The organism is Streptomyces sp. NPDC002935, from assembly GCF_040611295.1.
Classification (GTDB): Bacteria; Actinomycetota; Actinomycetes; order Streptomycetales; family Streptomycetaceae; genus Streptomyces.
Genome location: NZ_JBEXNW010000043.1, coordinates 36,189 through 60,115, shown reverse-complemented (window position 1 = coordinate 60,115; position 23,927 = coordinate 36,189). Strand labels below are relative to the sequence as shown.

21 protein-coding genes and 1 riboswitch are annotated in these 23,927 nt (G+C 70.7%); of the genes, 16 read left to right on the top strand and 5 right to left on the bottom strand.

From position 1 onward, the window contains the following. Positions 1-21 precede the first annotated feature (21 nt). From ABZX90_RS38155 to ABZX90_RS38130, 6 genes are all read left to right on the top strand, one after another. Positions 22-642, top strand: coding sequence for a heme-copper oxidase subunit III (locus ABZX90_RS38155; RefSeq protein ID WP_261706947.1), 621 nt, complete (start codon positions 22-24; stop codon positions 640-642). A 62-nt stretch (positions 643-704) separates the two neighbouring features. Then, positions 705-1,514 carry a c-type cytochrome gene (locus ABZX90_RS38150; RefSeq protein ID WP_351131695.1) on the top strand — a complete coding sequence of 270 codons (810 nt, stop codon included), beginning with the start codon at positions 705-707 and terminating at the stop codon, positions 1,512-1,514. Beyond that, the gene (locus ABZX90_RS38145; protein WP_351131697.1) at positions 1,511-2,587 is read left to right on the top strand and encodes a Rieske 2Fe-2S domain-containing protein; all 1,077 of its coding nucleotides are present in this window, start codon (positions 1,511-1,513) and stop codon (positions 2,585-2,587) included. Before ABZX90_RS38150 ends, ABZX90_RS38145 begins: the two co-directional genes overlap by 4 nt. Then, the gene (locus ABZX90_RS38140) at positions 2,584-4,224 is read left to right on the top strand and encodes a cytochrome bc complex cytochrome b subunit (RefSeq protein WP_351131699.1); all 1,641 of its coding nucleotides are present in this window, start codon (positions 2,584-2,586) and stop codon (positions 4,222-4,224) included. The genes ABZX90_RS38145 and ABZX90_RS38140 overlap by 4 nt, the downstream gene beginning before the upstream one ends. A 138-nt stretch (positions 4,225-4,362) precedes the next feature. Further along, positions 4,363-5,427, top strand: a complete 1,065-nt coding sequence (gene trpD / locus ABZX90_RS38135) for an anthranilate phosphoribosyltransferase (RefSeq protein ID WP_355212833.1) — start codon at positions 4,363-4,365, stop codon at positions 5,425-5,427. An 85-nt stretch (positions 5,428-5,512) separates the two neighbouring features. Next, positions 5,513-5,629: riboswitch (SAM riboswitch) on the top strand. A 189-nt stretch (positions 5,630-5,818) separates the two neighbouring features. Further along, positions 5,819-7,177 carry an aminotransferase class V-fold PLP-dependent enzyme gene (locus ABZX90_RS38130; protein WP_355212831.1) on the top strand — a complete coding sequence of 453 codons (1,359 nt, stop codon included), beginning with the start codon at positions 5,819-5,821 and terminating at the stop codon, positions 7,175-7,177. A gap of 39 nt (positions 7,178-7,216) precedes the next feature. Here ABZX90_RS38130 and ABZX90_RS38125 read toward each other — a convergent pair whose 3' ends face one another. After that, positions 7,217-7,498 (bottom strand): Lrp/AsnC ligand binding domain-containing protein, encoded by a 282-nt coding sequence (locus ABZX90_RS38125; protein ID WP_351131704.1) that lies wholly within the window; start codon positions 7,496-7,498, stop codon positions 7,217-7,219. 42 nt (positions 7,499-7,540) lie between these two features. After that, positions 7,541-8,296 (bottom strand): rhomboid family intramembrane serine protease, encoded by a 756-nt coding sequence (locus tag ABZX90_RS38120; protein ID WP_351131706.1) that lies wholly within the window; start codon positions 8,294-8,296, stop codon positions 7,541-7,543. A 153-nt stretch (positions 8,297-8,449) separates the two neighbouring features. Between ABZX90_RS38120 and ABZX90_RS38115 the strand changes: the two genes are divergently transcribed. From ABZX90_RS38115 to ABZX90_RS38095, 5 genes are all read left to right on the top strand, one after another. Continuing rightward, complete coding sequence (locus ABZX90_RS38115) at positions 8,450-8,689, top strand: hypothetical protein (RefSeq protein ID WP_261706939.1); 240 nt, start codon at positions 8,450-8,452, stop codon at positions 8,687-8,689. A 34-nt stretch (positions 8,690-8,723) separates the two neighbouring features. Then, positions 8,724-10,073 carry an NYN domain-containing protein gene (locus ABZX90_RS38110; protein ID WP_351131708.1) on the top strand — a complete coding sequence of 450 codons (1,350 nt, stop codon included), beginning with the start codon at positions 8,724-8,726 and terminating at the stop codon, positions 10,071-10,073. A gap of 469 nt (positions 10,074-10,542) precedes the next feature. After that, positions 10,543-11,577 (top strand): NlpC/P60 family protein, encoded by a 1,035-nt coding sequence (locus tag ABZX90_RS38105; RefSeq protein WP_355212828.1) that lies wholly within the window; start codon positions 10,543-10,545, stop codon positions 11,575-11,577. Between the two features lie 239 nt (positions 11,578-11,816). Next, positions 11,817-12,839: an NlpC/P60 family protein gene (locus tag ABZX90_RS38100; RefSeq protein WP_355212826.1), complete on the top strand. Its 1,023-nt coding sequence runs from the start codon at positions 11,817-11,819 to the stop codon at positions 12,837-12,839. 64 nt (positions 12,840-12,903) lie between these two features. After that, positions 12,904-14,127, top strand: coding sequence for a hypothetical protein (locus ABZX90_RS38095; protein ID WP_355212824.1), 1,224 nt, complete (start codon positions 12,904-12,906; stop codon positions 14,125-14,127). A 13-nt stretch (positions 14,128-14,140) separates the two neighbouring features. On the opposite strand, the gene ABZX90_RS38090 is transcribed toward ABZX90_RS38095, so the two are convergent. After that, complete coding sequence (locus tag ABZX90_RS38090; RefSeq protein WP_355212822.1) at positions 14,141-14,665, bottom strand: PadR family transcriptional regulator; 525 nt, start codon at positions 14,663-14,665, stop codon at positions 14,141-14,143. 174 nt (positions 14,666-14,839) lie between these two features. Here ABZX90_RS38090 and ABZX90_RS38085 point away from each other — a divergent pair, with 174 nt between their 5' ends. After that, positions 14,840-16,159, top strand: a complete 1,320-nt coding sequence (locus tag ABZX90_RS38085) for an MATE family efflux transporter (RefSeq protein ID WP_351131717.1) — start codon at positions 14,840-14,842, stop codon at positions 16,157-16,159. Here ABZX90_RS38085 and ABZX90_RS38080 read toward each other — a convergent pair. Further along, entirely contained in the window at positions 16,120-17,361 is a 1,242-nt protein-coding gene (locus ABZX90_RS38080; protein WP_351131718.1) for a glycosyltransferase family 87 protein, read from the bottom strand. The two genes, ABZX90_RS38085 and ABZX90_RS38080, sit on opposite strands and share 40 nt — an antisense overlap. Before the next feature lie 142 nt (positions 17,362-17,503). Here ABZX90_RS38080 and ABZX90_RS38075 point away from each other — a divergent pair, with 142 nt between their 5' ends. Then, positions 17,504-18,646 carry a glycosyltransferase family 4 protein gene (locus ABZX90_RS38075; RefSeq protein WP_355212820.1) on the top strand — a complete coding sequence of 381 codons (1,143 nt, stop codon included), beginning with the start codon at positions 17,504-17,506 and terminating at the stop codon, positions 18,644-18,646. 322 nt (positions 18,647-18,968) lie between these two features. On the opposite strand, the gene ABZX90_RS38070 is transcribed toward ABZX90_RS38075, so the two are convergent. After that, positions 18,969-20,765, bottom strand: coding sequence for an AMP-dependent synthetase/ligase (locus ABZX90_RS38070; protein ID WP_351131721.1), 1,797 nt, complete (start codon positions 20,763-20,765; stop codon positions 18,969-18,971). A 338-nt stretch (positions 20,766-21,103) separates the two neighbouring features. Between ABZX90_RS38070 and ABZX90_RS38065 the strand changes: the two genes are divergently transcribed. The 3 genes from ABZX90_RS38065 to ABZX90_RS38055 all read left to right on the top strand — a co-directional run bounded on the left by ABZX90_RS38065 (position 21,104) and on the right by ABZX90_RS38055 (position 23,841). Further along, the gene (locus tag ABZX90_RS38065; RefSeq protein ID WP_351131774.1) at positions 21,104-21,859 is read left to right on the top strand and encodes a metallophosphoesterase; all 756 of its coding nucleotides are present in this window, start codon (positions 21,104-21,106) and stop codon (positions 21,857-21,859) included. Positions 21,860-21,983: 124 nt separating this feature from the next. Next, a complete protein-coding gene (locus ABZX90_RS38060; protein WP_351131723.1) occupies positions 21,984-22,424 on the top strand; it encodes an SRPBCC family protein in 441 nt (146 codons plus the stop codon). A gap of 247 nt (positions 22,425-22,671) precedes the next feature. Beyond that, the gene (locus tag ABZX90_RS38055; protein ID WP_351131724.1) at positions 22,672-23,841 is read left to right on the top strand and encodes an ArsA-related P-loop ATPase; all 1,170 of its coding nucleotides are present in this window, start codon (positions 22,672-22,674) and stop codon (positions 23,839-23,841) included. Positions 23,842-23,927 lie beyond the last annotated feature (86 nt).

The following is a 23,927-nucleotide window of genomic DNA, read 5'->3' as shown; positions in this document are numbered from 1 at the left end:
GCGGGATAAGCGACCGACATAATGTCGGTCGTGGCGACAGCAACGACAGTAGAAACCGGGCACGCGCACCCGTCGGTCAATCGGCCGAACCTCACCAGCGTCGGAACCATCATCTGGCTGAGTTCCGAGCTGATGTTCTTCGCGGCCCTCTTCGCGATGTACTTCACCCTGCGATCGGTGACCGGGCCGGATCACTGGAAGGAAATGGCGTCCAGCCTGAACCTTCCGTTCTCGGCGACGAACACCACGATCCTGGTGCTCTCCTCCCTGACCTGCCAGCTCGGCGTGTTCGCCGCCGAGCGCGGGGACGTGAAGAAGCTCCGGATGTGGTTCATCGTCACCTTCATCATGGGTGCGATCTTCATCGGCGGTCAGGTCTTCGAGTACACCGAACTGGTCACGAAGGACGGGCTCTCGCTCTCCTCCGACCCGTACGGCTCGGTGTTCTACCTGACCACCGGCTTCCACGGACTGCATGTGACGGGCGGCCTCATCGCCTTCCTGCTGGTCCTCGGTCGCACCTACGCGGCTCGGAGGTTCACTCACGAGCAGGCAACCGCCGCCATCGTCGTGTCCTACTACTGGCACTTCGTCGATGTCGTCTGGATCGGCCTTTTCGCCACGATCTACCTGATCAAGTAATCGGGCCCACGCCCGAACATCCAGAAGCACCGACGCAGAAGATCCTGACACCGGGGTAATCCGTGAAAAAGCTCTCCGCACGACGACGCCATCCGCTGGCGGCGGTCGTCGTCCTACTCCTCGCGCTGGCGGCCACCGGGGGGCTGTACGCCGCGTTCGCACCCGCGGGCAAGGCGCAGGCCGATGAAACCGCCCAGTCCCTCGGTATCACCGAGGGCAAGAAGCTGTACGCCGTGGGCTGCGCAAGCTGCCACGGAACCGGCGGTCAGGGCACCACCGACGGGCCGAGCCTGGTGGGTGTGGGCGCCGCGGCGGTCGACTTCCAGGTCGGCACCGGCCGTATGCCGGCCCAGCAGCCGGGCGCGCAGATCCCGAAGAAGAAGGTCATCTACACGCAGGCCGAGATCGACCAGCTCGCGGCTTACATCGCCTCGCTCGGCGCGGGTCCCACGATCCCGACAAAGAGCCAGGTCAGCCCCGAGGGTGCGGACATCGCCGAGGGTGGCGAACTCTTCCGCACCAACTGCGCCCAGTGTCACAACTTCACCGGCAAGGGCGGCGCGCTGACACACGGCAAGTTCGCGCCGGACCTGGAGGGTGTCGACCCGAAGCACATCTACGAGGCCATGCAGACGGGCCCGCAGAACATGCCGTCCTTCCCCGACACCACGCTGACGGAGAAGAACAAGCAGGACATCATCGCGTACCTCGACGCGGTCAACGGTGACGACACCGCGAGCCCGGGCGGCCTTGAGCTGGGCGGCCTCGGGCCGGTCAGCGAGGGCCTGTTCGGCTGGGTCTTCGGTCTCGGAACCCTGGTCGCCGTCGCCGTCTGGGTCGCCGCTCGGACCGCAAAGGCCAAGAAGTCATGAGTAGCCAAGACATTCCAGAAGAGAACGTGCCCGCTGAGCGGGCCTCCGACGACCACGCCGAGCACGGTCATGGCGCGGTAGCCGTCGCGGACGAGCAGAACCCGTTCGCGGACCCGGGGCTCCCGCCCCACGAGCACCGCATCCAGGACATCGACGAGCGGGCCGCCAAGCGGTCCGAGCGCCTTGTCGCCATGCTGTTCGTGCTGTCGATGCTGGCCACCGTCGGCTTCATCGCCTCGTACGTGGCGATCCCGAACGACAAGTCGGTCTTCATCTTCCCGCTCGGGCACATCAGCGCGCTGAACTTCGCGCTGGGCATGACGCTCGGTGTGGCGCTGTTCGCGATCGGCGCGGGCGCGGTCCACTGGGCCCGCACCCTGATGTCCGACGTGGAGATCGCCGACGAGCGTCACCCGATCGAGGCGGAGCCCGCGGTCAAGGCCAAGGTCATGGCCGACTTCAAGGCCGGTGCCAAGGAGTCCGCGCTCGGCCGCCGCAAGCTGATCCGCAACACGATGTTCGGCGCGCTGGCCCTGTTCCCGCTCTCCGGCGTCGTGCTGCTGCGCGACCTCGGCCCGCTGCCCGGCACGAAGCTGCGCCACACGCTGTGGTCCAAGGGCAAGCTCCTCGTCAACATGAACACGAACGAGCCGCTGCGTCCCTCGGACGTGGCCGTCGGTTCGCTCACCTTCGTCAAGCCCGAGGGCCTGGAGGAGCACGACGAGGACTTCCAGAAGGAGATCGCCAAGGCGGCCCTGATGGTCATCCGGCTCCAGCCGGAGGACATCAAGGACAAGCAGGAACTCGACTGGTCCTACGACGGCATCGTGGCCTACTCGAAGATCTGCACCCACGTCGGCTGCCCGATCTCCCTGTACGAGCAGCAGACGCACCACGCGCTGTGCCCGTGCCACCAGTCCACCTTCGACCTCTCCGACGGTGCCCGAGTCATCTTCGGCCCGGCCGGTCACGCCCTGCCGCAGCTGCGCATCGGTGTGAACGACGAGGGTTACCTCGAGGCGCTCAGCGGCTTCGAAGAGCCCGTCGGTCCTGCATTCTGGGAGCGCGGATGAGTACTGCCACCACCTCCGACTCGCGCTCCTCGCGCGAGAAGGCGCCCGCCGGTGAGCGGGTGGCCGACTGGGCCGACGGCCGTCTGGGGATCTACTCCCTGGCCAAGTCCAACATGCGCAAGATCTTCCCCGACCACTGGTCGTTCATGTTGGGTGAGGTCTGCCTCTACAGCTTCATCATCATCATCCTCACGGGTGTGTACCTGACGCTGTTCTTCCACCCGTCGATGAACGAGGTGGAGTACCACGGCAGCTACGTCCCGCTGCAGGGCCAGCTGATGTCCGAGGCGTTCAACTCGACCATGCACATCTCGTTCGAGGTGCGCGGTGGCCTGCTGATCCGGCAGATCCACCACTGGGCGGCGCTGATCTTCCTCGCCGGCATGTTCGTGCACATGATGCGCGTGTTCTTCACGGGTGCGTTCCGCAAGCCGCGTGAGGTCAACTGGGTCTTCGGATTCCTGCTGTTCGTCCTCGGCATGTTCACCGGCTTCACCGGTTACTCGCTCCCGGACGACCTGCTCTCCGGCACCGGTGTCCGCTTCATGGAAGGCGCGGTCCTGTCCGTGCCGATCGTGGGCACGTACCTGTCGTTCTTCCTGTTCGGCGGCGAGTTCCCGGGCGGCGACTTCGTTGCCCGCTTCTACTCGGTGCACGTGCTGCTGCTGCCGGGCATCATGCTCGGCCTGGTCGTGGGCCACCTGATCCTGGTCTTCTACCACAAGCACACGCAGTACGCGGGCCCCGGCAAGACGAACAACAACGTCGTCGGCATGCCGCTGCTGCCGGTCTACATGGCCAAGGCCGGAGGCTTCTTCTTCCTGGTCTTCGGTGTCATCGCGGCCATCGCGGCGATCGCCTCGATCAACCCGATCTGGGCGATGGGTCCGTACCGTCCGGACATGGTGTCCACGGGCGCCCAGCCCGACTGGTACATGGGCTTCTCCGAGGGCCTGATCCGTGTCATGCCGGGCTGGGAGATCAACCTCTGGGGCCACACGCTCGTCCTGGGCGTGTTCATCCCGCTGGTGATCTTCCCGCTGGTCCTGGTCGCGATCGCGGTCTACCCGTTCATCGAGTCCTGGGTCACCGGCGACAAGCGCGAGCACCACATCCTGGACCGCCCGCGCAACGTCCCGACCCGGACCGCGTTCGGTGCCGCCTGGATCAGCTGGTACTTCGTCCTGCTCGTCGGCGGCGGCAACGACATCTGGGCCACGCACTTCCACCTGTCGATCAACTCGATCACCTGGTTCGTCCGGATCGCGTTCTTCGTCGTGCCGGTGCTCACGTTCATCGCCACCAAGCGGATCTGCCTCGGCCTCCAGCGCCGGGACCGGGACAAGGTGCTGCACGGCCGCGAGTCGGGCATCATCAAGCGCCTGCCGCACGGTGAGTTCATCGAGGTCCACGAGCCGCTCAGCCAGGACGCGCTGCACACGCTCACCGCGCACGAGCAGTACAAGCCGGCCGAGATCGGCCCGACGGTCGACGAGAACGGTGTCGAGCGCAAGGTCTCGGGCACGCAGAAGCTGCGCGCCAAGATGAGCGAGGGCTTCTACGGGGAGGACAACCAGATCCCCAAGCCCACCGTCGAGGAGTACAAGGAGATCACGAGCGGCCACGGCCACCACTGATCCCCGGTAGTTCGCCACGGCGAGAGCCCCGTCCAGGCAATGGACGGGGCTCTTTGCCGTCTCGCGGGCTGGATAGGGTGGACTCACCCCGCGCAAGGGGTGAGTCCCTTCGCGTCACCTACGAACCCAGGAGCGACCATGAGCGCTGTGAACCCCGCCGGAGGCGACACCGCGGCGGTCCGTTCCTGGCCCCAGGTACTGAACGGCCTGCTGGAAGGCCGCGACCAGAGCGCGGACGACACGGCCTGGGCGATGGACCGCATCATGCGCGGCGAGGCGACCGACGCGCAGATCGCCGGGTTCATGGTCGCCCTGCGGGCCAAGGGCGAGACCGTCCAGGAGATCTCCGGACTCGTCCGGGCGATGTACGAGCACGCCAATGTGATCGAAGTGCCCGGACACACCGTCGACATCGTCGGCACGGGCGGCGACGGGGCGAAGACCGTCAACATCTCCACGATGTCCTCGATCGTCGTGGCCGGCACCGGCGCCAAGGTCGTCAAGCACGGCAACCGGGCCGCGTCCTCCGCGTCCGGCTCCTCGGACGTCCTGGAGAAGCTCGGCGTCAATCTCCAGCTCACGGTGAAGCGGGTCGCCGAGGTGGCCGAAGAGGCCGGGATCACCTTCTGCTTCGCGGTGAAGTTTCACCCGGCGCTGCGTCATGCGGCGGCGGCACGCGGCCAGTTGGGCATCCGGACGACCTTCAACGTGCTCGGCCCGCTGACCAACCCGGCGCGGGTGAGGGCCCAGGCGGTCGGAGTCGCCGACCCCCGCATGGCGCCGATCGTGGCGGGTGTGTTCGCCGAGCGCGGCAACTCCTCGCTGGTCTTCCGCGGTGACGACGGCCTCGACGAGCTGACCACCACTGCGGGCTCCCATGTCTGGGTGGTCCGCGACGGCAAGGTCACCGAGGAGCGCTTCGACCCGCGTGACGTCGGGCTCGACATCGTCCCGGTGGAGGCCCTGCGCGGCGCCGACGCCTCGTACAACGCGGAGGTCGCCCGGCGCCTGCTGGACGGCGAGAAGGGGCCCGTACGGGAGGCGGTCCTGCTGAACTCGGCGGCGGCCCTGGTGGCCCTGTCGCCGACCGGCGCGCCCCTCGCGGACCAGCTACGCGACGGAATGGAGAAGGCGGCCGAGGCGATCGACTCCGGCGCCGCGAAGCGCACCCTGGACCGCTGGGTGGCCGCCAGCAACGCCTGATCCACCCATGACACGGAGCAAGGCGCAGTCCAGAATCCGGACTGCGCCTTGCGCGTGGATGATCCTCTGGCAAGATGCTGTATCAGGTCATGAGTGACAGCCATCAGGCCCCGGCCGGCTGTCCGGCAACCCTCCGTCCGTGGCGGGGTGCCCCGGGTGAAGACCAGGTCGTAGGCAGCGAGGCCTACGGCAAGCGCGGACCCCTCCCGCCCTTCCGGGCGGATGCAACCAGGGGTCCTGGTCGTTCGAGGGAGCCTTCTGTGAGCAAGCGAATGCGATAGGGCGTCGAGCCCCACCTCCGCACACCCTTTTCACCCTTTCCTGCGCTGAGCCCTGCCTCCGGGCGGCCGGCTCGCGCGGTGATCCCGCCTGCCTCTCACAGGAGCTCGCCATGTCTGTCTCCACCGTTGCCGCCGACCAGACCGTTTGTGCCCCCTTGGCCGTTCTGGGCCGGGATGTCACCGTCCCGCTCGTCACCGGCGGCGAGGTCACCTACGCCGCCCTCGACTACGCGGCCAGCGCGCCCGCCCTTCAGCGGGTGTGGGACGACGTGGCCGCGTACGCGCCGTACTACGGCAGCGTCCACCGGGGCGCCGGCTACCTCTCGCAGCTGTCCACCGACCTCTTCGAGAACGCCCGCAGGACCGTCGAGGAGTTCCTCGACTGCCGCGCCGGCGACCAGGTCGTCTTCACCCGCTCCACCACCGACTCGCTCAACCTGCTCGCCGCCGCTCTCCCGGCCGACTGCCAGGTCTTCGTCTTCGAGACCGAGCACCACGCCTCGCTGCTGCCGTGGCGCGACGCCCGGGTGACGTACCTGAACGCCCCGCGCACCCCGGGCGAGGCCGTCGCGGTCCTGGAGGGCGCCCTCGCCGCCCGTGACCACGGACCGGCCCTGGTCTGCGTCACCGGTGCCTCGAACGTCACCGGGGAGCTGTGGCCGGTGCGTGAGCTGGCCGCCGCCGCGCACGCCCACGGCGCCCGGATCGTCCTGGACGCCGCTCAGCTCGCCCCGCACCACCCGGTGTCGGTCCAGGACCTCGACGTCGACTGGGTCGCCTTCTCCGGGCACAAGCTGTACGCGCCCTTCGGCTCCGGTGTCCTCGCGGGCCGCTCCGACTGGCTGCGCGAGGCCGAGCCGTACCTGGCGGGCGGCGGCGCCAGCCGCAAGGTCGCCCGGCGCGCGGACGGCGGCGTGGACGTGGAGTGGCACGACAGCGCCGCCCGGCACGAGGCCGGCTCGCCGAACGTCATCGGCGCGTACTCGATCGCGTCGGCCTGCAAGGCGCTCACCGACGAGGGCTTCGACAACCTCGTCGCCCGTGAACAGCACCTGATCCGTACCGTCCGCGCGGGTCTCGCCGAGGTCCCGGAGGTCCGGGTCCTCTCCCTCTTCGGCGACGACGCCCCGCGGGTGGGCGTCATCTCCTTCGTCGTCGAGGGCTGGAACAGCTCGCACTTCGCCGCCGCGCTCTCCGCCGAGTACGGCATCGGGGTCCGCGACGGCCTCTTCTGCGCCCACCCGCTGGTCCGCACGCTGCTCGGCAGCGACCCGGGGACCCAGGGGGAGTGCGGCGCCCCCGAGGCGGCCCCCGGCGAGAAGTCCCTCAACGCCATCCGCGTCAGCTTCGGGGCCGGTACCCCCGACGAGCACGTCGAGCGCTTCGTCCGCGCGGTGCGCGAACTCGTCCGGGACGGCGCCCGGTGGCAGTACCGCACCGAGGACGGCCGCTGCGTCCCGGCGGTCTGACCCCCGCGCCGGTACCGCCCGGAGGCGGTGTTCCGTCGGTCAGGAGTCGAGACCGATGGCGAACGCCGCCTCCAGGTCGTGCTCGGAGTATGTACGGAACGCCACATGCGTGTCCGTCGCCTCGACGCCCGGGATCTTGCTGATCCTGCCGGGGATGACGTCCGCGAGGTCGTCGTGGGCCTTGACCCGGACCATGGCGATCAGGTCGTAGGTGCCGGTGACGGAGAAGACCTCGCTGACGCTCTCCAGCGACGCGATCGACTCGGCGATCTCGGGGATCCGGTCCACGCTGGTCTTGATGAGGACGATCGCGGTGATCACGGCTTGTTCTCTCCCTCGGGGGCCACTATTGGGGATCTCACCCTACTCGCGGTCCACCTGGCCCGGCTGTTCCGCCGGGGGCCCCGGCACCGCCCCCAGGGAGGCCGCGGCGGTCGTACGGCGGCCGAACCGCACCCACGCGTAGACGAAACCCGCGGAGAAGCCCACGAGGTGGGCCAGATAGGCGACCCCGGGGCCCGATTCGCTGCGGCCCGCCGCCAGCCACTGCAGGGCGAACCAGAACGGCAGCACCACCCAGGCCGGGAACCGCAGCGGCAGGAAGAACAGGAACGGGAAGAGACTGGTCACCCGGGCCTTGGGGAACAGGTACAGGAACGCGCCGAGCACGGCGGAGATCGCCCCGGAGGCCCCGACCAGGGACTGCTGCGAGGTGGCGTTGGCGGCGGCGTAGCCGAGCAGGGCCAGATATCCGCAGCCCATGTAGAAGAGGGCGAACTCCCCATGGCCCATGCGTTCCTCGGTCATCGCCCCGAAGACGTAGAAGAAGAGCATGTTGCCGAGAAGGTGGAGCCAGCTGCCGTGGATGAACAGGGCTGTGGCCGGGGTGAGCGCCTCGCGCGGGGCCCCGCCGAACAGGTCCGCCGGCACCACGCCCCAGCGGCGGAAGTACGCCCGCTGGGCGACCAGCAGTTCGTCCCCGGTGCCGTACGCGGGATCGAGGCCCGAGGCGGGACCGATCACGAAGATCAGACAACACAGGACGATCAGCCCGTACGTCACCGGCGCCGACTGACCCCGCAGCGCCCTGCCGACCGCCGTACTCCAATTGCCGATCATGGTGCAGAGCATGACGTAACGGGACCGAAGCACACAGGCCGCCTCGCCGCCGCGGACAGCCGAGCGTCGAGTACCCGCCAGGCCGTAGGGTTACGAGCCACATGCGCCGGGAGACCGGCGTTGGACGGACACTAGAAGGAAAGCGACTGCCCTATGACAGTTCCCCTGCCCGACGCCAAGACGCGCTGGCGCTGTGCCCTCTGCGGCAACCTCACGCGTTTCGACGTGACCCGCTCCTCGAAGGTCGTCGAGTACGTGCACCTCGACCTGGCCGGTGAGCCGAAGGTCGAGGAGCGCGAGGTGGTCAGTGAGACCATCGAGTCGGTGCGGTGCCGCTGGTGCAACGCGGTGGATCAGGTGGAACTCGTGGACAGGCCGGGCGCCGGCTCCTGAGGGAGCGGGCCCCGCACGGATATTGGGGTGACGGATGGTGGAGACCACAGGCGGGGAGCCGGACGACGGCACCGCCGAGGTGCTCGACCGTCCGCTGCCCGACGGCGTGCGCCGACGCGTCGTGCAGATCGTCTCGGACGGTTTCGGCGGGCTGACGGTGGCCGAACTGCCTGTTCAGTTGAGGCAGTACGCCCGGTTCGCGCCGAACCGGCGAGCCAAGTTCGCCGGTAACGCCATGGCCGCGGCGCTGGAGACGGACCCGCTGTTCAGACAGCGCATCGCCGAGAAGCTGAGAGAGGCCCAGGCGGAGATCGTCGGAGCCCTCGAGTCGGGCGCGCCGCCCCCGGCCGCGGATCCGCTGGACGTGGCGGCCGCGGCCTATGTTCTGCGTACCGCGGGCTGGGTGAAGCTGGTGACCGCCGCGGGCGAGGAGGCACTGCGGGCGGACGCCGAGCGCGCCGACGACGAGAACCGTGCCGAGCTGGAGCGGCTGCGCGAGGAACTCGCGGAGGCCCGCGCGCAGACGAGGGCCGAGACCGAACGGCTGCGCACGGAGATGGAAGCGGCCAGGAAGGAAGCGGAATCGCTTCACCGCAAACTGCGCAGCGCCCTCAGCGACGTCAAGCGCGGCGAGGCGGCCCTGCGCAAGCTCCAGGCCGAGACGGACGGGGCGAAGGCGGAGAGCCAGGTCCAGGTGTCCGCCGCCGAGAGCGAGAGCCGGCGGCTCAAGGCGCGCCTCTCCGAGGCCGAGGCCGCCCTGGAGGCCACGCGCAAGGCGGCGCGCGAGGGGCGCAGCGTCGAGGACATGCGCGTGCGGCTGCTGCTCGACACCGTGCTGGAAGCGGCCCAGGGTCTGCGCCGGGAGCTGGCGTTGCCCCCCATCTCCGTACGGCCCGCGGAGACCGTGGAGGCGGTCGAACCGGGACGGATGACCCCCAAAGACATCGCCGCCCGCGCGCTGTCAGAGAACGACCCCGCGATCCTGGACCAGCTGCTGGCGCTGCCCCAGGCGCATCTGGTCGTCGACGGCTACAACGTCACCAAGACCGGCTATCCCCAGATGCCGCTGGAGAAGCAGCGGCTGAGGCTCCTCGGACAGCTCTCGCAGCTCGCCGCGCAGACCGGGGCCGAGGTCACCTGTGTCTTCGACGGGGCGGAGCTGGCCGCGCCCGTGCTGCTCGCGCCGCCGCGCGGGGTGCGGGTGCTGTTCTCCAAGCCCGGTGTCACGGCGGACGAGCTGATCCGTCAGCTGGTGCGGGCTGAGCCGCCCGGGCGGCCGGTCATCGTCGTCTCGACCGACCGCGAGGTGGCCGACGGCATCGCCAAGGCGGGCGCCCGGCCGGTGGCGTCGGTGGTGCTCCTCAAGCGCTTCTCGCGCGGCTGAGCGACTCCCGCCGCGCACGCCCTTCCAGGTGTTCCCTTTCGTCCGTCTTCCTCCGTACGTCTCGCTTCGTGCGTCTTCGTCTGTACGCCCCCTTTCGTGCGTGTTCTCGCGCGCTTCGGGGAGGGTCATGTCCCGCGCCGGACCACGGGTTTCGCGTGGACGGCGATCCGCGGCCTAAGTCGCATGAGTGTCTCTACACACCATGCGTAACTTGTGGGCTTGATGCCCGAATTGGCCTGACCTTCACGCGACGTAGTGTCAAGCGCGGATCACTGCAGGTGAGTTGAGTGCAAAGAATGTGCTCCTGACAAAGAATTTTCAGGTTTGGATTTGAACTGATCACAAGAAGGTCACTAGGGTCATGCCTCGAACCTCCAACTAGGGTGATCACTCATGAGGAGTGACGGTGGAGGGGCACCGCCCGTCGGCGTATTCGGCAGGCGGCTGGAGGAAGAAGGAGCTCGCCTTCGTGGCGTCCCACCGTCGACCCAAGCAGCCGAGCCGCACCCGTGTGACCGTGCTCACCACCGCCGCCGCTGCCGCCGTTGCTCTCAGTGCCAACGTCGCCAATGCCGCGCCGTCCGAGAAGCCCAACAAGGACGAGGTCAAGACCAAGGTCGACAAGCTCTACGAAGAGGCCGAGCAGGCCACTGAGAAGCTCGACGGCGCCAAGGAGAAGCAGGAGAAGCTGCAGAAGCAGATCAGCTCCCTGCAGGACAACGTCGCCCGCGGCCAGGAAGAGCTCAACGAGCTGCGCGACGGACTCGGTTCGATGGCCAGCGCCCAGTACCGCACCGGTGGCATCGACCCCTCCGTGGCGCTCTTCCTCTCCTCGGACCCGGACGACTTCCTGGACAAGGCGTCCGCCATGGACCAGCTGAGCGCTCAGCAGGTCGAGTCGCTCAAGAAGGTCCAGGAGAAGCAGCGTTCGCTCGCCCAGCAGCGTTCCGAGGCCTCCGAGAAGCTCAAGGACCTCGCCGACACCCGGGCCGAGCTCGCCAAGAAGAAGAAGGAAGTCCAGAGCAAGCTGGGCTCCGCGCAGAAGCTCCTGAACTCGCTGACGGCGCAGGAGAGGGCCGCGCTCGCGGCCAAGGAGCAGGAGCGGGCGACCCGCGCCAGCGAGCGTGTCGACCTCGGCGGCGCCAAGGCCGCCTCCGGCCGGGCCGGCGCCGCGTTCAGTGCCGCGCAGACCCGGATCGGATCGCCGTACGTCTACGGCGCCACCGGCCCCAGCTCCTTCGACTGCTCCGGCCTCACCTCCTGGGCGTACGCCCAGGCCGGTGTCTCCATACCGCGCACCTCGCAGGCCCAGGCCAACGCCGGCACCCGCATCTACTCGCAGAGCGATCTGCAAGTCGGTGACCTGGTCATCTTCTACGGCGACCAGCACCACGTCGGCCTCTACGCGGGCAACGGCCAGGTGCTGCACGCCCCGCGCACCGGCACGGTCGTCCGCTACGAGTCGATCGGCAACATGCCTTTCCAGTTCGGCGTCCGGGTCTGATTCCCGCGGGCGGTACGGAGTCGACCTCCGCCGCCCCCGGACTCCTTGCCGCGCCGCCCAAACGGGCGAATTGCGACAACTCCCGCTGACCCCACGCCCCGTCGGTGACCTGCGTCTCCGGCGGGGCGTCACTTTGTGTGCCCGTGGGGGTCTTTGGCCGGTGCGTAGTCGCACGGCTACTGTCTGGCGCGTTTCCCCCAACAGCGGGGGACCGTCAGCGGAAGGGAGAGCGGCTACCCGTGGGGTTCCATCGCCGCCTTGCACCGACCGGCTTCGACCGGGGCGCCGGCGCCTTCGGCATCGCCGCCTGCGTGATGTCCGCGGCGGCCGCCGCACTCGGCACCCTGCCCGCCTCGGCGGCACCGCAGGACGACACCCGGGCCGAGGTGGACCGCCTCTACACCCAGGCGGAGAAGGCCACCGAGGCGTTCAACAAGGCCGGTGAGCGGGCCGACGCGCTGCGCGAGCAGGTCGGCACGGCCCAGGACGAGATCGCCCGGCAGCAGGAGCGCATCAACACCATGAGGGACGCGCTCGGTTCGCTCGCCGGGGCCCAGTACCGCTCCGGCGGCCTCGACCCCTCCCTCGCGCTGCTCTTCTCCGACGACCCGGACGACTACCTCGACAAGGCCGCCGCGGTGGACCGGATCACCGCCCGCCAGGCCGGCGAACTCAAGGACCTCCAGCTCGCCCTGCGCGATCTCGCCCAGAACCGTGAGGAGGCCGACGGGAAACTCGCCGAGCTGGAGCGCAGCCGCAAGGCGGTCGCCCTGAACAAGCGGGTCGTCGAGGGCAAACTGGCCAAGGCGCGTCAGCTGCTCAACTCGCTGCCGTACGCCGACCGCGCCGCCTACGACCGGGCGTCGCGCTCGATGCGCTCCGGCCTGCCCGGCCTCGGTGGGGCCGTCCCGTCCTCGGCACGCGCGGCCGTCGCCGTCGCCGCGGCCCGTTCGGCGCTCGGCCGTCCCTACGTGTGGGGCGCCAACGGACCGAGCGGCTTCGACTGCTCGGGGCTCATGCAGTGGTCGTACGCGCACGCCGGGGTCGGGCTGCCGCGCACCTCGCAGGCCCAGCGGTACGCCGGACGGCAGGTGCCGCTCTCCCAGGCGCAACCCGGTGACCTGGTCACCTACCGGTCCGACGCCAGCCATGTCGGCATGTACGTGGGCAACGGCCAGGTGATCCACGCGCCCTACCCGGGCGCCCCGGTGCGCTACGACCCGGTCGGGATGATGCCGATCTCGTCCGTCACACGGGTCTGACAGGGCACGGAACCGGCCTCACGCGCCGTCGGCGGGCGGGCACGGGCACCGTACGATCGGGAAGGTGGCTGGTCGAAGGCGTGCGTCGCGAGCGGGACTTTCCCTGGTGCTGCTGCTCGCCGTGCTCGTCGGCTGCGGCGGCCGGGCGCCGTCGGACACCGCGACGGCCGATGTGCAGCGGGTCCTCGACCGTCGCGCGAGCGCGGTCCTGGACCGGGACGCGGCGGCGTTCCGGGCCACCGGGGAGGGGACCGACTTCGCGAACCTGCGCGATGTGCCGCTGGCGGCCTGGTCCTACCGTCTGACCGATCTGCGCCGCTCCGGCGACCGGGCCACGGCCCACGCCGAGCTGCGCTACCGCATCGAGGGCTACGACGCGGCACCCGTCACCACCGACCGCACGCTGAGTCTGACCCGCGCGGGCGGAGCCTGGCGCGTCGCCGCCGACGAGCCCGCGGGCAAGACCGGTGACCAACTGTGGGAACAGGGGGCCGTGACAGCCGTACGGGGTGAGCACAGCCTCGTCCTCGGGGTCGGGCAGTCCGCCGAGCGGCTGCGTTCCTTCGCGGGTCTCGCGGACCACGCCGTGCCCGCCGTGTCGGAGGCGTGGGGCACGGACTGGGCGCGGCATGTCGTCGTCCTCGTACCCAAGTCGCTGGAGGGGATGGCGGGGCTGCTCGGGGCCCCGGCGCCCGAGTACCGGGGCATCGCGGCGGTCACCACCGGAGAAGTGAGCGAAGCGAAATGGGGGTCCCCCCGGCCGGAGGCCGGGGGAGGTTCGGCGAAGGCGCCCGCGGACCGGATCATCGTCAATCCGGACGCGTACGGCGTCCTCGGGGACTTCGGCAAGCAGGTCGTGCTCACCCACGAGGCCACGCATGTCGCCACCCGCGCCCACACCACGGCCGCCACCCCGCTGTGGCTCTCCGAGGGGTACGCCGACTGGGTCGGCTACCGCGGCGGTGGGCGGGCTCCCGGGCAGGTGGCGCCGGAGCTGGAGCGGGCCGTGGCCGAGGGGCAGGTCCCGGCCGCGCTGCCCGACGACGGGGACTTCGGGTTCACCGCGGACTCGGGCCGGCTGGCACAGGCCTACGAGGGCGGCTGGATGGCCTGCCGGCTGATCGCCGACCACTGGGGCGAGGTCCGCCTGAACGACTTCTACCGCGCGGTGGGCGACCACCGGAAGCGGGCGGGAGCGGTGGAGGGGGCGCTGCGGGACGTGCTGCACACGACACCGGAGGAGTTCACCCGGTTGTGGCGGGAGTACCTCAGGGGCCAACTCGGCTGACCTGCCGGGCTGTTCATTCCTCGAGCCGCTGGATGGCCTCCGCGAGCCATGCCCGCTCCGCCTTGCCCGTCGCCCGCGCCACCCGCAGCATGCCCTGCCGGAACAGATCGTCGGCCTCCTCCGCGCGCACGGGTCGGCCGTCCCGGTAGAAGAAGCTCGCCGGAGTCCGGAGGAACTCCTGGCGGCGGCGCAGTACCGTGGCCTGCTCGCGGGGGTCCGCCAGGTGGCGCAGGAACGCCAGCAGGGTGTTGAAGCGCACCTGGTCGGTGATCTCGGCCTGCTTGGGACGGCGGAGCCGCTCCAGGAGGTCCTCACGGCCCTTGTCGGTGAGCGACAGGATGCGCCGGGGGGCCGCGCCGCTGCCGGGCTCGGTGTGCTGGTCGAGCAGGTCCGCGGCGACCAGGCGGGTGATCGCCGGGTAGAGGGCGCCGTCGCTGACCGGGCGGACATGGCCGCTGAGGGCCTTGATGCGCTCCTTCAACTCGTAGCCGTGCAGGGGCTCCTCGTACAGAAAGCCCAGGATCGACAGTTCCAGCATCCGGTCGGCTCCTCGCTCGTGGGTCATCGGGTACGGCACGTGTGCCGCGCCACCGCCCGATCTTCCGCTCTGCGCTCGCGGACACCGGCGCGTTCGTGCTTGCGGGCTCCACAGGCACATGGTACCTCTTATCGAGCTACCTCTAAACGAGGTAGCTCGTATCGAGGGAGTCCCGTGAACGCCCACCGCAGGCAGCTCATAGCGCTCGCCCACCCCGTCTACCTCTCGCTGCTCGCCTCCGTCGCCGCCGGAATCATCAACACCGTCTGGGTCTCCCGGCTCGGCGGTGACGCCGTGGCCGCCGTCGCCGTCGCGACCAACACCGAGAACGTGCTGCTCGGCGTCGCCCTGGTCTTCGCCTCCGGCACCACCGTCCTGGTCTCGCACGCCCGGGGCGCCCGCGACCCGGGTGCCGTCCGGGCGGCCGTACGCGGAGGCTGGGCACTGTGCGCCGTGGTCACGCCGGTGATCGCCCTCGGCGGCTACCTGCTGCGCGAGCCGCTGGCCCGGCTCGTGCTCGGCGGCGACGGACCCGCGCTCACCCTCGCCGTCCAGTACTTCGCCGTCTCGCTGCCCGGCATCGCCGTCTTCTTCGCGCAGAACCTCGTCGACGGCATCCTGAAAGGCACCGGCGACACCCGCACCCCGATGCGCCTCGCCCTGCTGGCCAACGGCCTGATCCTCGGCCTCGACCCGCTCCTCATCCACGTGTACGGCGTCCGTGGCGCCGCCGTCTCGACCGTGCTGTGCCGCTGCGTGGCGCTCGTCGCCGGCCTGCGCGCCCTGCGCCGGAACACGCTGCTGTCCGAGGCGGCCACCGCCGCGCCCGCCGAGGCCACCGGCGCCGCTCTGCGCCGCACCCTCACGACCGGTCTGCCCATGTCCGCCGACTTCACCGTGCGGCAGGGCGGCGCGCTGGTGCTGGTCGCGATCGTGGCCCGGCTCGGGATGACGGCGGTGGCGGCGTACGCGATCGCCTACAAGGTCATGTACATCGCCACGATGGCGTTCTACTCGGTCCGGCAGGCCGCCTCGATCCACACCGCGCACACCCGGGGCGCGGGCCGCGACGAACGGGGCGCCATCGGACGCCAGGCCGTCCTCGTCTCAGGGACCGTCGGTCTGCTCGCCGCGGGGCTGCTCTGCGCCCTCGCTCCCTGGATCATGCGGGCCTTCGGCGCCGGCCCCGCGGTCGCCCACGACGGTGTGCTGTTCCTGCGCTGCGTCGGCCCCTACCTGCTGTTGATGGCCTGCTTCATCGCCCTCGGCGGGGTCTTCGAGGGCAGCGGGGGAGCGCCGGTGCTGCTCCGGGTGACGCTGGCCGGGACGGCGGTCCAGCTCCCGCTCGCCTACGCCCTGTCCGGGCTCGGGCTGCCCGGGATCTGCCTCGCCCTCGCGCTCTCCATGACGGTGCAGTGCACCGCCCTGTGGCTGTGGACCAGGCGGGCCGGGCGTCAGGAGGACGCCAGGGTCTCCTTGGTGCGGGCCGCCTGAGCGGGGAGCGCGGGGGTCGGCTCGGACACCGTGCCCCGCCACAGCGTCCGGGCGGCGAGCAGCGCGGCGACCACCAGCAGGCCGTTGCGGACGACGAGGAGGGTGATGCCGAGCGGGGTGCTGCCCACGACGTCCGCGAACCAGATCGGGAACTCCAGCACCGTCACGAAGCACGCGACCAGCACCAGACAGGCGGGCACCGCCATCCGGCTCGCGCGAAAGCACAGACAGACCGCGGCGAGCCCGACCAGCCACACCAGGTACTGCGGGCTGATGACCCGGCTGGTGGCCGTGAACATCAGGACGGCGACGAACGCGGCGTCGGCGAGCGAGTGCGTCAGGAACCGCTTGACGCACAGCCGCCACAGCAGCAGCCAGCCGAAGGCGAGCGCCGTCAGCACCAGGGCCGCCGTGCTCACCACGTCGACGTAGGGGCCGACGAACTCCACCGAGCCGTAGTTGAGCAGCACCCGCCCGTTCCAGCCGTGGTGCCGGGCCACGTGGAAGACGAGGGAGCCCAGCGACTCCACCTCGGTGCCGCGGTCGCGCTGGAAGGTCAGGAAGGCGAACGCGCCCGGCATCGTCATCCAGAACACCAGCGCCGTCGCGCCCGCCGTCGCAGCGGCCGAGACCCAGGCCCGGCGTCGGACGGCGGCGAGCAGCAGCAGCACCGGCCACACCTTCACCATGGCGCCGAAGCCCGCGAGCGCCCCCATCACCCGAGGGTGCCGGGCCCCGGCGAGCAGCGCGCCGACCGCGAGGGCCGTCACCATCACGTCGTAGCGGGCGTACACCGTCGGACCGAGCAGCGGAACCCCGATCACCCACACCCAGGCGCCGCGCAGCGTCCTGCCGGAGCGTGAGCCCGCGTACAGGAGCAGCCCGAACACCACCAGGTCGGCGACGAAGGCCAGCACGAAGAAGGCGTGCGGGTAGTCGAGGAACGGCAGCAGGCCGGGGGAGAGGACCGCGAGGGAGGCGGCCGGCGGGTACTGCCAGGTGACGTCGTTCTGCGGGAAGGCGCCGTGCCGCAGGACCTCGTACCAGCCGTGGTAGATCACGGACACGTCGCTGGTGACGTCCGGACCGGGGAACACGTACACCTTGGCCACGAAGAGCAGCAGCATCAGCCTGGTCAGGCCCCAGGTTCCCAGCAGGGCGACCATGCCGAACGGGAACCTCGTGCTCCGTGCCCCCGTCATGCCCACCTGGCCCTTTTCGTCCGGAAACCGTGTGCGTAGCCGCCGTGTTTTCGCGGGGTCATGATGGCGCGCCGGTCTGTGTGCGAGCCGTCAAGCGCGGCTGTGCCGAGCTGTGAGTATAGGTTCGATAGTGTCGAACACGATGCACAAGACCCTGATCGTGACGAACGACTTCCCGCCCCGCCCCGGCGGTATCCAGGCCTTTCTCCACAACATGGCGCTGCGCCTGGACCCCGGACAGCTCGTCGTCTACGCCTCGACGTGGAAGCGCGGCCGCGAGGGCGTCGAGGCGACCGCCGCGTTCGACGCCGAGCAGCCCTTCACCGTCGTACGGGACCCCACGACGATGCTGCTGCCGACGCCGGGCGCGACCCGGCGGGCGGTCGGCCTGCTGCGCGAACACGGCTGTACGTCGGTGTGGTTCGGGGCAGCGGCCCCGCTCGGCCTGATGGCACCGGCGCTGCGCAGGGCGGGAGCGCGACGCATCGTGGCGACCACGCACGGGCACGAGGCCGGCTGGGCGCAGCTGCCCGCGGCCCGCACGCTGCTGCGCCGGATCGGTGAGTCCACCGACACGATCACCTACCTGGGGGAGTACACGCGCTCGCGGATCGCCGCCGCGCTGACCCCCGAGGCGGCCGCGCGCATGGTCCAGCTGCCGCCCGGCGTCGACGAGGGGACCTTCCATCCCGGCTCGGGCGGCGACGAGGTCCGGGCCCGGCTCGGCCTCACCGACCGGCCGGTGGTCGTCTGCGTGTCCCGCCTGGTCCCGCGCAAGGGCCAGGACACCCTCGTGCTCGCGATGCCGCGGATCCTGGCCAAGGAGCCGGACGCCGTGCTGCTGGTCGTCGGCGGCGGACCGTACGAGAAGGAGCTGCGCAAGCTCGCGCACGACACCGGCGTCGCCGGCTCGGTCCGGTTCACGGGGGCGGTGCCCTGGTCGGAGCTGCCCGCGCACTACGGGGCCGGGGACGTCTTCGCGATGCCGTGCCGGACCCGCAGGGGCGGGCTCGACGTCGAGGGGCTCGGCATCGTGTACCTGGAGGCGTCGGCGACGGGCCTGCCGGTGGTGGCAGGCGACTCGGGCGGCGCGCCCGACGCCGTGCTCGACGGCGAGACGGGCTGGGTCGTCCGCGGCGGCTCCGCCGAGGAGGCCGCCGACCGGATCGTCACCCTGCTCGGCGACTCCGAGCTGCGCCGCCGGATGGGCGAGCGGGGCCGGGCCTGGGTCGAGGAGAAGTGGCGCTGGGACCTACTCGCAGAACGCCTGCGAGAGCTGCTCTAGCGTTCACCGGGTGCGCCTACGGGGGTGCCGCTTGCGGCCCGTCGGCGCCTGCGGGCGGCCAGGGGCTGGCCGCGCGGTTCCCCGCGCCCCCAGACGGCCGCCCTGACGGGCGCCCGCCAGGGACGGCGCGCCCGTAGGGGCGCGGGGAACTGCGCGAGCAACCACGACGCACCTCCCGCCCGGGAACGACCTGCACCGCCTACGGCGGCCTCCGGCGGCCCCTGGAAACACCTCGACCGGGACGGAAACGGCTCGGCCCCCTCCAGTGAAGGGGGCCGAGCCGTGTAGTTCCCGGCCGGGGTGGAACCCGGCCGCTGGGGCGTCAGCCCCGATAGATTGCCTCGATCTCGTTCGCGTAGTCCTTCGCGACCACGTTGCGCTTGAGCTTCAGGGACGGCGTGAGGTGGCCCGACTCCTCGGTGAACTGGTGGGCGAGGATGCGGAACTTGCGTACCGACTCGGCCTTGGACACCGCCGCGTTGCCGTCGTCGATCGCGTCCTGGACGGCGGCGATCAGGTCCGCGTCCTCGCGCAGCGACACCGCGGTCGAACCGGCCGGCTTCCCGTGCTCCTGGGCCCAGCGGCCCAGGAACTCCTCGTCGATCGTGACCAGCGCGCCGACGAACGGGCGCCCGTCGCCGACCACCATGCACTCCGCGACCAGCGCGTGCGCGCGGATACGGTCCTCGATCACGGCCGGGGCGACGTTCTTGCCGCCCGCGGTGACGATGATCTCCTTCTTGCGGCCGGTGATGCGGAGGTAGCCGTCCTCGTCGAGGGTGCCGATGTCACCGGTGTGGAACCAGCCGTCGGCGAGGGCCTCGGCGGTGGCGGCCTCGTTGTTCCAGTACCCCTGGAACAGGTGCTCGCCGTGCAGCAGCACCTCGCCGTCGTCCGCGATGCGGATCACGGAGCCGGGCAGCGGCTGGCCGACCGTGCCGATCTTCGTACGGTCCCACGGGTTGAAGGCGGTGGCCGCGCAGGACTCGGTCAGGCCGTAGCCCTCCAGGACCGTGAAGCCGATGCCGCGGAAGAAGTGGCCGAGCCGCTCACCCAGCGGCGCGCCGCCCGAGATGGCGTACTCGCCGCGCCCGCCGAGGACCGCGCGCAGCTTGCTGTAGACGAGCTTGTCGAACGTCTTGTACTTGATCTTCAGGCCGAGCGACGGGCCCGCGGGGGTGTCCAGCGCGCGGCTGTACGCGATCGCCGTGTCCGCCGCCTTGTCGAAGATCTTGCCCTTGCCGTCGGCCTGGGCCTTGGCGCGCGCCGAGTTGTAGACCTTCTCGAAGACGCGCGGCACACCGAGGATCAGCGTCGGCCGGAACGCGGCCAGCTCGTCGGTGAGGTTCTTGATGTCCGGGACACAGCCCAGCTTGATCGGCGCCATCATCGGCGCGACCTGCACGAGCCGGCCGAAGACGTGCGCGAGCGGGAGGAAGAGCAGGACGGAGCACTCGCCCGTGCGGAACAACGGGCGCAGCCGCTCCACGATGTTGCCGCACTCCGCGAAGAACGCGCGGTGCGTGAGGACACAGCCCTTGGGCCGGCCGGTGGTTCCGGAGGTGTAGACGATGGTCGCCGGGTCGTCCGCCTTGGCGAGCGAGCTGCGCTCCTCGACGGCGGCGTCGCTGACGTCCTTGCCGAGGCGCCCCAGCTCCTCGACGCCGCCGGCCTCGATCTGCCAGACGTGCTCAAGGGCCGGCAGCCGGTCGCGCACCGACTCCACGGTGGCCGCGTGCGTACCCAGCTCCACGATGCAGGCGGTCGCGCCCGAGTCACCGAGGATCCACTGCACCTGCTCGGCGGAGCTGGTCTCGTACACCGGCACGGTGACGGCGCCGGCGCTCCAGATCGCGAAGTCGAGCAGCGTCCACTCGTAACGGGTACGGGACATCAGGCCGACCCGCTCACCGGGCTGCACGCCCGAGGCGATCAGACCCTTGGCCGCGGCGCGCACCTCGGCGAGGAAGGTGGTGGCGCTGACGTCCGTCCACGTGCCGCCCACCTTGCGGGCGATGACGGCCACGTCGGGATGCTGCGCGGCGTTTCTGCGGACGATGTCGGTGAGATTTCCGTCCGCAGGGACCTCGTACAAAGCCGGAAGGCTGAACTCGCGCAAGACTGCTGCTCCTCATAGGGCGCCGACGCCACGACTCTGTGTGATGCGACGGTGCGGTCCAAGGCTCGGGCAGGTACTCAAGAGATCGCTTGTTGAAATCCTGAGTACGACTGGACTGCCCGGACGTTACCCGCCGGTATGGCTTCTTCGACAGGGGGTCCCGGCGAGATGTTCTATGCGTCACACGTGTTGGCGTTCCTTCGCGCACAGTAGTCCACGCCCTTCCGGGGGTGCCAGTAATCGCAGGTCCGGCCGCCTCTGTTCACGTTTGCCGCACGCGCCTACGCTTGATCGTCATGGCATTCACACCGGTCGCTCATCCGAGGACGCGCGTTCACGTGGTCAGTGACGTGCACGGCAACGCCCGTGACCTGGCCAGAGCGGGTGACGGCGCCGACGCCCTGATCTGCCTCGGTGACCTGGTCCTCTTCCTCGACTACGCCGACCACGCGCGCGGAATCTTCCCGGACCTGTTCGGCGTGGAGAACGCCGACCGCATCGTCGAGCTGCGCACCGCCCGCCGCTTCGAGGAGGCGCGCGCGTTCGGCGCCCGGCTGTGGGCGGGCGTCGGCGCCGACCGGGCCGCCGCCATCGAGAAGGCCGTACGCAAGCAGTACGCCGAGATGTTCGCCGCGTTCCCGACACCGACGTACGCGACCTACGGCAATGTCGACATGCCGACCCTGTGGCCGGAGTACGCCGGACCGGGCACCACCGTTCTCGACGGGGAGCGGGTCGAGATCGGCGGCCGCGTCTTCGGGTTCGTCGGCGGGGGACTGCGGACACCGATGCGGACGCCGTACGAGATCAGCGACGAGGAGTACGCGGCCAAGATCGAGGCGGTCGGCGAGGTCGACGTGCTGTGCACGCACATTCCGCCGGAGGTGCCGGAGCTGGTCTACGACACCGTGGCGCGCCGCTTCGAGCGCGGCTCCCGCGCCCTGCTGGACGCGATCCGGCGCACGCGCCCCCGCTACGCGCTCTTCGGCCACGTCCACCAGCCCCTCGTCCGCCGGATGCGCGTCGGAGCGACGGAATGCGTGAATGTGGGGCACTTCGCGGGGTCGGGCCGGCCCTGGGTGCTGGAGTGGTGAGCCGACGGCGGTGGTGAACGCCAGGTGGGGTGACAGCGCCCGCGGCCGTGCGCGGTAGCCTTCACGCTGCACACACGTGCGCACCACCCTCCCTCACCGGACCTCATCTGGAGGAGCCACCGCGATGGCGGAACACACCAGTTCGAGCATCACGATCGAGGCGGCACCGGCTGACGTCATGGCGGTGATCGCCGACTTCGCCCGCTACCCGGACTGGACGGGTGAGGTGAAGGAGGCGGAGGTCCTCGGGACGGACGAGCAGGGCCGCGCCGAACAGGTCCGCCTCGTCATGGACGCCGGCGCCATCAAGGACGACCAGACCCTCGGTTACACCTGGACCGGCGACCACGAGGTCTCCTGGACCCTGGTCAAGTCCCAGATGCTCCGCTCCCTGGACGGCACCTACGTCCTCAAGCCCACGGGCGACGGCGCCACCGAGGTCACCTACCGGCTGACCGTCGACGTCAAGATCCCCATGCTCGGCATGATCAAGCGCAAGGCCGAGAAGGTCATCATCGACCGCGCGCTGGCGGGCCTGAAGAAGCGCGTCGAGGAAACGGCCTAGCCACCCACGGGCGCCCGCCCCCACCCCCGGGCGGGCCACGCCCCACCCTGGCGAGCCCCAGAAGGCACCCCGCCAGAGCCACCACCTTCTTTCACCCCCTCCGCCCCTGCCCTTCCCACCCCTGGGGCTCCGCCCCAGACCCCGCTCCTCAAACGCCGGAGGGGCTGGATCTTGCACGGCCCCGACCCACCCACCGGACCGGAACCCGAAAACCGCCGAGGCCGCCGCACCGGTAGCGTTCACCTCCATGCGCACCATCCTGATCACCGGCCAAGGCGGCACCGGCCGTACCACCGTCGCCGCGGCCACCGCGCTGCAGGCGGCCCGCGAGGGCACCCGCACCCTGGTGCTCACCGCCGACCGCACCGACACCCTCGGTGCCGTCCTCGGCGTCCCCACCGGCCCGAACCCCGTCGAAGCCGCCCCCGGCCTCACGGCCTGGCGCCCCGACGCCGCCGCCCGCTTCCGCGACGACCTCACCGCGTTCCAGCGGCGCGCCACCACCGCCCTCGACCTGCTCGGCGCCTCCCGTCTGGACGCCGAGGAAGTCACCCCCCTCCCCGGCGCCGAGGAACTCGCCCTGCTGCGCGCCCTGCGCGACGCCGCGCTGTCGGAGCGGTACGGCCTGCTCGTCGTGGATCTTCCCCCGGCACCCCAGGCCCTCGCCCTGCTCGCCCTGCCCGAGGAACTCCGCCGCTATCTGCGCCGCCTGCTCCCGCCGGAACGCCAGGCGGCCCGCGCCCTGCGGCCCGTCCTCGGCCGGCTCGCGGGCGTGCCCATGCCCGCCGAGTGGCTGTACGAGACCGCGGCGCGCTGGGACGTCGAGCTGGCCGCCGTACAGGCCGTCGTCGAGGACCGCGCCACGACCGTACGACTGGTCGCCGAGCCCGGACCGGCCGGCACCGACGCCGTCCGTACCGCCGCCACCGCCCTCGCCCTGCGCGGCCTGCCCGTCGACGGCCTGGTCGCGAGCCGGGTGCTGCCCGGCGCCACCAACGACGCCTGGCTGGCGGCCCTCGCGGCCCAGCAGCGCAAGGCCCTGGACGAGTGGCAGGAGACCTACGAGCTGCACGAGGTCCCGCACCGCGGCCACGACCCGCGCGGCACCGACGACCTCGCCGCGCTCCCCGTGCCCGGCGTCAACACCACACCCACCCCCGTCGAGTGGCCCGTCACCGACCACCTCGCCGACGACGGCGTGCTCGTGTGGCACATTCCGCTGCCCGGCGCGATACGCGACGAACTCGACCTCATCCGGCGCGGCGACGAACTCGTCGTCACCGTCGGCCAGTTCCGCAGGATCGTCCCGCTCCCCTCCGCACTGCGCCGCTGCACGGTGGCGGGCGCGGCACTGCGCGAGGGCGAGCTGCGAGTCCGCTTCACGCCCGACCCCGGACTGTGGCCGCGCGAGAAGTGACCGCATCGCGACAAGGGGCGCCGGACCCGGCGAACGGGGTTCCCCCGTTCGGGTAACGTCGAAGGCACGAAAAACGTAGGCAGGAG